Origin of the sequence: Lyngbya sp. CCY1209 (genome assembly GCF_035615495.1) — a bacterium.
GTDB lineage: Bacteria > Cyanobacteriota > Cyanobacteriia > Cyanobacteriales > Microcoleaceae > Limnospira.
Genome location: NZ_JAJENU010000517.1, coordinates 63,675 through 70,909, shown reverse-complemented (window position 1 = coordinate 70,909; position 7,235 = coordinate 63,675). Strand labels below are relative to the sequence as shown.

At 57.5% G+C, this 7,235-nt stretch carries 6 protein-coding genes; 5 read left to right on the top strand and 1 reads right to left on the bottom strand.

What is annotated here, in order from left to right; translation table 11 throughout:
* Nucleotides 1-102 precede the first annotated feature (102 nt).
* The gene (locus LKE08_RS16950; protein WP_324705427.1) at nt 103-2,256 is read right to left on the bottom strand and encodes a GAF domain-containing protein; all 2,154 of its coding nucleotides are present in this window, start codon (nt 2,254-2,256) and stop codon (nt 103-105) included.
* Nucleotides 2,257-2,435: 179 nt separating this feature from the next.
* On the opposite strand from LKE08_RS16950, the gene ccsB reads away from it, so the two are divergent.
* The 5 genes from ccsB (at nt 2,436) to LKE08_RS16925 (ending at nt 7,034) form a co-directional block, all read left to right on the top strand.
* Nucleotides 2,436-3,476 carry a c-type cytochrome biogenesis protein CcsB gene (ccsB, locus tag LKE08_RS16945; protein WP_324705426.1) on the top strand — a complete coding sequence of 347 codons (1,041 nt, stop codon included), beginning with the start codon at nt 2,436-2,438 and terminating at the stop codon, nt 3,474-3,476.
* 202 nt (nt 3,477-3,678) lie between these two features.
* The gene (locus LKE08_RS16940) at nt 3,679-4,038 is read left to right on the top strand and encodes a KGK domain-containing protein (protein WP_324705425.1); all 360 of its coding nucleotides are present in this window, start codon (nt 3,679-3,681) and stop codon (nt 4,036-4,038) included.
* Between the two features lie 234 nt (nt 4,039-4,272).
* Nucleotides 4,273-4,965, top strand: a complete 693-nt coding sequence (locus tag LKE08_RS16935) for a GDSL-type esterase/lipase family protein (protein ID WP_324705424.1) — start codon at nt 4,273-4,275, stop codon at nt 4,963-4,965.
* Complete coding sequence (locus LKE08_RS16930) at nt 4,940-5,620, top strand: response regulator transcription factor (protein ID WP_324705423.1); 681 nt, start codon at nt 4,940-4,942, stop codon at nt 5,618-5,620. The genes LKE08_RS16935 and LKE08_RS16930 overlap by 26 nt, the downstream gene beginning before the upstream one ends.
* Complete coding sequence (locus LKE08_RS16925; RefSeq protein WP_324705422.1) at nt 5,583-7,034, top strand: HAMP domain-containing sensor histidine kinase; 1,452 nt, start codon at nt 5,583-5,585, stop codon at nt 7,032-7,034. The genes LKE08_RS16930 and LKE08_RS16925 overlap by 38 nt, the downstream gene beginning before the upstream one ends.
* Nucleotides 7,035-7,235 lie beyond the last annotated feature (201 nt).

Below are 7,235 nucleotides of genomic sequence, written 5' to 3'. Positions count from 1 at the left end.
CGGATCTGAATCCACAGGCAAGATGCCCGATGCTCCGTTTTGAATTTTGCCTCATTTGAGCCGAAACGGTCTACTACTGAACTGGGGGAAGAAACCGGGTTTCTAGGCTTTGACAATCCGAACCCGGGCATATTTGAGGCCGTGGACGCCCGGAAGCGGCGCCACCCGTCCGAACTCCAATTTCGGTTCGACCCACCCTTCCCGCATCAAATAACGCAGGTATTGCTCGTATTCTTGCCACTCTGCATCGGTGGAATAAACCACCGTCAACATTCCGGGTTGGGTGATGCGATCGCCCCTTTCCCAATCCACTCCCTTATCAATCCGTTTTTTGACGATTTCATAACGGATATCCCGCGTTCCGCGCACGTCAAAGACTTTTTCGGTATTCTCATCGTGGAAAATATCTATGGTTGTGTGCTGCACCAAAACCACGTGGGCGAGTTCCAAATCAATCTGAGATTCGGCTTTCAAAGTCATCAGCTTCCGGCCGCAGTCGCACATTGCTCGCAACTGTTCGTAACGCAAACTTTTGAGGTGAAAGGGACTGAAGTCGGGGTGGATCGACTTGCCGGCATAAATCATGTGATCCATGCCGTCGCTGCACTCTACATCGCAATAGTGGGGGACGATCGCCTGCATTTTCTGCTGCCAAACTGCCCAATTTTCCTGGAGGGAATTGGTGATCGAATGCAGCGTTTCGTCGTAGCGCGATCGCGCCTTGTAAACGCAACCTTCCTCATTATCGCAGGCGGTTTTATAGGCATCCACCGCCGCCCGCGCTTCCTCGGAACAGCGACAAAAATAGTCGAAATAAACCTCCAATTGGGTTTGCAGGTACTCCGTTGCCCGCACTTCCACATCGACGGTGACACCCTGTTTGAGTTGGGCGATATATTCGAGCAAATCCTCCCGAAGTTGTCGCCCGAGGGCGGTTTCCTGACAGTTACACACCGCGTCAACCACAGCCAAACCCAACTGAAATTGCTCCAACAAATCCGCCTGGATCGCCCGATTTCGCTCGTCGGACGAGCCGCGAATGTCGGACATTCCGAACAGGGGAACCACGCCTTCAAACAGGATGATTTCCGGAGGCAAACCCCAACTGCGGCGTTCGGCTTCTTCCAGAAACCGCCACTCTACCGCCGGATGGATGCCGCGAAGGTTGGAAAATCGTTTTTGGTTGGTGTAGGAGACGGCGGCAATCAAAGCCGGGATCAAGTTTTCGGCCCGATCGCGGTCTTTTGAACCGAACCCGTCGGGGCGATCGCGACCTAGGACGACGACTCCGAGAAGCTGTTCACGACTCGACGGATTGACGGCCGACTGGACCTTTAACGGAATCAACAATAGCGATCGCAAGGACAGATCGAGAAGTTGTTTTTCCAACTCCGTCGATTGCACGTCGCTCAGATCCGAAACCCCCGTCACTTTATGCTCCAAAATGGCTTGATAGAGGGGAGAATCTTCCACCCCGTCCCGGGAATAAACCGTCGGCTGGCGGGGGGCCGTATCCAGGTGGGTGAAAACGTGTACTTCCTCCCCCCAGAGGCGAAGGAACAGACAGCGGGTGGCATCGAACAGCGATCGCATCTGCCGTTCCACCCCATCCCAACCCTTCGGTTGCAACATGGCATCGCGATCAATCAGCCGGCGGATCAGGCGGTTTTCCCGTTCCGACTCCGTAACCTCCATCCCTTCGAGAAGCAACACCCCGCCGAGGCGGTAATTTTCCAACCGCAGGTTTTGCGCCCGCTCTTCGATCATTTCGGGGGAAAAGGGGTTATTCTCGAGATCGGCAAATTCGTCCGCATCGGGATCGACGCGATCGACCCGCACGAAATCCGCATTCAGCCAAAATCGGATTAGTCGTCCCCGGTTCGGGCCGCGGGCGATCGCCGATCGGTGGCGGAGTTCCAGGTGGCGGAGGTCGATCTGGCGGTATTGCCACAAGATCCGCTCCAATAATTGTTGGCGATATAATTCCTCAAGCGTCACCGTCTCCCATTCGGGCAGTAAATCGAGCAATTTGACCGGGGCGGGGCGATCGCGGATATCGCAGCGATCGCAAAAGGCCCGATTTCCGTACCGCAGCACCCATGTCGCGGGATCGATCGCGGCCATCAGAAATCGACTTTCCCCAAATAAAGAAAGCAAACCGTCCGAGTCCACCTGTTTCATCCACAGCAGATCCGGACAAGACTCGGTGGCGGGGGTAGCTGCAATTTTCCCTGAAATGGATTTGGATCGGGGCATGGGGTGACTCGGGATAAAAGACGGGGGATGGCAGTTGGGGGTCGTTCCCCTCCTCATGGTATCTATGCTAACTCCCCCGACCAGTTCGCGATCGCCGCGAAGCCCGGTATGAATCTTGGTAGGATCAAGATCAAGAAAGTATGTAGTGATACATCACACCGTTCAGAGGAGAACAGAACATGGATCTGGTTGGACTCCAGAATGGGTTGGATAACGCATCATTTGCGGTCCTCCTGGTAACAATGTTGATTTATTGGGTGGGGGCGGCATTTCCCAACCTTCCCACCCTGCAGGTATTGGGAACCACGGGGATGGCCGTCGCCAACCTCTGCATGGCAGCCCTGTTGGGGGCGAGATGGATGGAGGCCGGGTATTTCCCCATCAGCAATCTCTACGAATCCCTATTTTTCCTGGCCTGGGGAATTACGACGATCCACCTGATCGCCGAAAACATGAGCGGCAGCCGCCTGGTGGGGGTGGTTACGGCCCCCGTCGCGATGGGGATCGCGGCCTTTGCGGCCCTGAAGTTGCCCGCCCCGATGCAGGTGTCCGAACCTCTGGTTCCCGCCCTCAAATCTAACTGGCTGATGATGCACGTCAGCGTCATGATGCTCAGTTACGCGACGCTGATGGTGGGTTCGCTGCTGGCGATCGCATTTTTGATCCTGACTCGCGGACAAAACGTGCACTTGAGCGGCAGTTCCCTCGGAACCCGCATTTCTCGCAACTCCCACTCCGCTTCGGCGCCGGCGGAGGCCGAGGAAATTTTGGCTTCCCCCTCCCCCGCTTTTTCGGAATTTCAAAGCACCAACAACGGCAGCGGCAACACCGCCGTCCTGGAATTGGTCGCCCCGTCGGAAAGCCGGGACGTCGCACCCGTCGCCCTCTCCCCCCAGCGGTTGAGTCTGGCGGAAACCATCGACAATATCAGCTACCGGATCATCGGTTTGGGCTTCCCCCTACTCACCATCGGCATTATCGCCGGGGCGGTTTGGGCCAACGAAGCCTGGGGCTCCTACTGGAGTTGGGACCCGAAAGAAACCTGGGCCCTGATCACCTGGCTGGTGTTCGCCGCCTACCTGCACGCCCGCATCACCCGGGGCTGGCAGGGCCGCAAACCCGCCATTTTGGCATCCGTGGGATTTTTTGTGGTTTGGATCTGCTACTTGGGCGTTAACCTGTTAGGAAAAGGTCTGCATTCCTACGGCTGGTTCTTCTGAGGGCCGGCGCGATATTTCGGATAGAAGGGGCGAGGGGTGCGACGAGAATTCGCTCTCACCCCGTTGTCCTTTCTTTCCCGTCCCGAGTTTTTCAAACCGTTCGGAGTTGGGGCGGGGGCAACCGAAAACGAAACTCGGGGAAGCCTGAAACTCGGACAAAGTGAGGAAATGGCCCCGAAACAATTGAGATCGAGGATTGCCAATGAATGTATTTCCCAATATCAACGATCGCACTCGAATTTTAGATGATGACGATGTGATTCACACCGGTGCGAGCGCGCTGATGTTTCAATGTACGTTTAAAGTCAGCGAATTTCTCACCATCATGCAGTCCAAGTTGGAGGAAGAGCACATTTTTGGTGAGGGGATCGAGTGCGAACTCCTGAGCCCGGGCCGGGACTGGCAGAAGGGCAAGTTTCGCCTGTGTCTGGAGTTTTTGGGAGAGGGTGCGATCGACGACGGCGGCGCCGTTCCGTCCCTTCCCTACAATCCGGGACAACCCCCGGAAACCCTGCCGCCTCCCCTGAGACGGCAAGCTGGACGGGTGGGTATGTGGAGTTAATACTGAATAATTGATAATTGATAATTGATAATTTTCGATGATCTCCCTCACTTGAATTCGGAAATGGGGGATGAATTCATAATTGTCAATTGTCAATTGTCAATTGTCAATTGCTCTCGGACTTGCGATCGCGGCGATCGATGAGTCAAAATGGCGGGTGAGATGTTAAGTTTCTTGAAGAACTCGTCGGCCCAATCCCAAAAGGTTTCACACGCTATGCAGGCATCCGTCGTTATGACTTCGCGCTTACCCGTCGTCCGCCAGCCCCTGAGACTCGTGGCGCTGGGGGACAGCCTGATCTACGGCTACGGCGACCCGGAGGGGGGTGGCTGGGTCGAACGGCTGCGAAAACAGTGGATGTCCCCCGACACCCCCGGCCACGTCCTCTACAATTTGGGGGTGCGGGGCAACCGGACGATGCAGGTGCGCGATCGCCTCGAACATGAATTTCAACACCGGGGAGAACTCAAAAACCGCCTCCCGGATGCCGTCATCCTCTCCGTCGGCGTCAACGACTCCGCCAAAGTGCAGTCCCCCCACGGCCGCAACTACACCAATTTTGAACGCTTCCAAACCCTATTAGAAGATCTCCTCGATCGCGCCGGAAGCCTCTGTCCGGTGCTGTTCGTGGGCATGGTCCCCGTGGACGAGGAAAAAATGCCCTTCAGCGGTTGCCTCTACTACGACCACTTCAACCAATACCGCTACAAAGAAGCCACCCGGACCGCCTGTTTGGAGCGAGAGATTCCCTATTTAGATATCTTTCAACTGTGGTTAAATCGGGGCGAGGACTGGTGGCGATCGCGCCTTTGTGCCGACGGCATCCACCCCAATGTTGCCGGTTATCAATCACTATTGGAAGATGTACTGAATTGGGATGCCATGAAGCAGTTGATCAACCATGAGAATTCTACTCGTCGAGGATGACGATCGCATCACCCGGGGCCTCTCCGAAGCCCTCGCCGACCAAAACTATGTCGTCGATATCGCCCACGACGGCGAAGCCGGGTGGGACTTCATCGAAGCCGCCCCCTACGACCTGATCCTCTTGGACGTGATGCTGCCCAAACTCGACGGCATCGCCCTGTGCCGGAAACTGCGACAAAACGGCCACCGCACCCCCGTCCTGATGCTCACCGCCCGGGACACCAGCCCGGACAAGGTGCTCGGTTTGGATGTCGGCGCCGACGATTACGTTGTCAAACCCTTCGACCTGCAAGAACTCATGGCCCGGGTGCGGGCGCTGCTGCGGCGGGGGGACACCGGAATGCCTCCCATTTTGGAATGGGGATCTTTGCAATTCGACCCCAACACCTGCGAAGTCACCTACGGGGAAAATTTCCTCCACCTCACCCCCAAGGAATATGGTTTACTGGAATTGTTTCTCCGCAGCAACCCCCGCGTCCTCAGCCGCGACGCCATCCTCGATCACCTGTGGTCCTTTGAAGATACCCCCGGCGAGGATACGGTGAAAACCCACCTGCGACGGTTGCGGCAGAAACTCAAAGCGGCGGGGGCACCCTCCAATTTTATCGAAACCGTCTATGGCCTGGGCTATCGGCTCCACCAAAACCCCTTCTAACCCGCAGTTTAGGGCGCTGCGGTGGCGGTTGCTGCTGTCTTATCTGGCCGTGATGGTGGCGATTTTGAGCCTGTTCACCGCCGCCGTCTACCGGTTTTTCGCCCTCAGTTTGTACCGCCAGTTGGACAACCGCCTGCTGACCCTAGCCGACGCCGCCACCCACAGCCTGGAAGCGATCGCCCGACAGTATCCCCGGGGACGGCAAACCGCCGACGTCGGCAATTTCTCCCGCCACACCCACCCCTTCACTTACGAAGCCCTACTGCCCCGCCTCGACAACGACGGCGATCTGGACCTGCCCTGGCAAAGCATCCGCCAACCGGATCAGGGGGTGGAGTGGTTCGACGAAAATCGGCAACTGCTGGCCAAGGCGGGGCGAATTTTCCCCAAGGCCCCCCTGCCGGAAGATGCCCCCGAGGGCGCCTGGGGCCACACCGTCGATGGGGGGAAAATTCGCACGCTGACGCTGCGGGTTTACGACAACAGCGAACCCCAGTCCCAATTGATCGGCTACGTTCGGATCGGGGAGTCCACGGCGGAGGTGCGGGAGATTTTGGGGCAGTTGCGGTGGGGGCTGGTGTTGGGGGGCGCGATCGCATCCGGTTTGACGGCGGCTGGGGGAATGTGGCTGACGCGGGAATCCCTCCAACCCATCGAACAAAGTTTCCGGCAACTGAAGCAATTCACCGCCGACGCCTCCCACGAATTGCGGAATCCCCTGGCGGGGATCAAAACCTGCGTGGAGGTGATGCAGAGTCACCCGGAACGCCTGCAACCGACGGATTTGGAAAAAGTGGGGGCGATCGCCAGTGCCACCGGCCAGATGACTCGGTTGGTGGATGACCTGCTGCTGCTGGCCCGCAGCGAGGGGGCGGTGCCCCAGACGGTGGCTTGGGTGGCGGTTCCCCTGGAGGAACTGTTGGAAGATTTGGCGGAGTTTTTGCAACTGCGGGCCGCGGACGAGGGGATCGCGATCGCGACGCAACTGAAACCGGGAATTTCCGTGCGGGGGGACGGCGCCCAACTGTGGCGGGTGTTCGCCAATTTGCTGGAAAATGCCATCAACTATACCGACGCCCCCGGAAATGTGACGATTTCCCTCGATCGCTCCGAACAGTGGATCGTCGTCCGGGTCGAGGATACCGGCATCGGCATCGCGCCGGAACACCTGCCCCGGGTTTTCGATCGCCTCTGGAGGGCCGATCGGGCGCGATCGCGTCGGGAAGGGGGTTCGGGACTCGGGCTGGCGATCGCCCAAACCATCGTCCGGCAGCACGGCGGGGAAATTGCCGTCACCAGCCAATTGGGCGTCGGAACCTGTTTCCACGTCCGCCTCCCCGCTTTGAATGGGGAGTCGGGAGTCGGGAGTCGGGAGTCGGGAACTGAAGGGGAGTGGGCAAATAGCCGGATCTGATATCAGTCCGCGATCGCTCCGTATTAATACTTAAAAAAATTTTTTTCGCTTCGATTCGGCGATCGTTCCGAGTTTGTCACTTTTTGTCTTTATTCTTCAAAACTGAGGCAAGGAAATAGAGGGCAGGCAACAGCTCTAGAAGGCAACAGGCAATAGGCAACAGGCAATAGAGATAGAGCCGGTCGCCGTCCGGGATGTCTT